This window comes from Vibrio sp. Y176 (assembly GCF_033438945.1).
The window spans coordinates 1-922 of sequence record NZ_JAWOQS010000193.1 but is presented as its reverse complement, the minus strand read 5'-3'; the positions used below and the strand labels follow the sequence as shown (position 1 = coordinate 922).

Here is a 922-nt window from a genome sequence, read left to right as displayed (position 1 = left end):
TAACGGCCAGCAATGATCATTTGGAAGTCGTTGACAATACTTCTCCAGGTGTTGCAGATGTTATTGGTGACGGTCTTATTCGTGTCTACAAAGCGGGTCAAACGACGTTAACGGTTCGCAGGAAAGAGAGTGCAAATTACACGGCCGGTCCAGATCAAAAAGTTCGCTTTAACATTCTGAGTGCGCCAAGCCGAATTGCTATCCAGTCAGGCGTAGTAGAAGGTACGTGGAACATCAACCAGCCTTATGTCCAAAAACCATCGATTCTCGGTACGGTTGGCGAAGTGAGCTACCGATTTGCGACGGATTCTGCAACCGATGTGGTTTCCTTAGATCGCAAAACGGGTGATATGCGCATTCTGAATGCGGGCAGCACCAGAGTTATTGTGTCGGACGCAGGTAACGATAAGTTTACTCCAGGTGAAAGTAGCTTTGCTGTAACGATTAAACAAGGTAGCAACCCGGTTTCTATTACTTATCCAACTCTGAACTTTTCTGCTGGTGCGGTTATCACACCTGTGATGAGTGGGGGAGAAGCCAAAGCAAGCTACCGTCTGATTAACCAAGCTGAGCCGGTGGTTGAGTTGTTATCTTCAGATTCTGGTCGTTTGAAAGTGCTGCATGCTGGCGACTACCAAGTGGAAGTGACGTTAACTGCACGTAACTATACAACTAAAACCGTATTGGTTAACGGCACCATTAATAAAGCGGATCATCCAGGTCTTACGACGAAGCTTCAAACTGTGGAATTTACGCCATTTAAGACGATTAGTTTGGACTTTGGTAAAACGGTAGGCACTCGCACTTACTCATTTGCTGATACCGTGAGCGAAGAGCTTGCCACGTTAGACAATGCGAAAGCTGAGTTGACGCTAACTAATTACTCTCAATATCACTCTATTGCGTTGGATATTTCTGAGAG

Annotated in this window: 1 pseudogene; it reads left to right on the top strand. The window is 45.9% G+C overall.

The features are described from left to right. A pseudogene (locus R7O13_RS25040) lies at positions 1–922 on the top strand (cadherin repeat domain-containing protein); the annotation flags it as partial.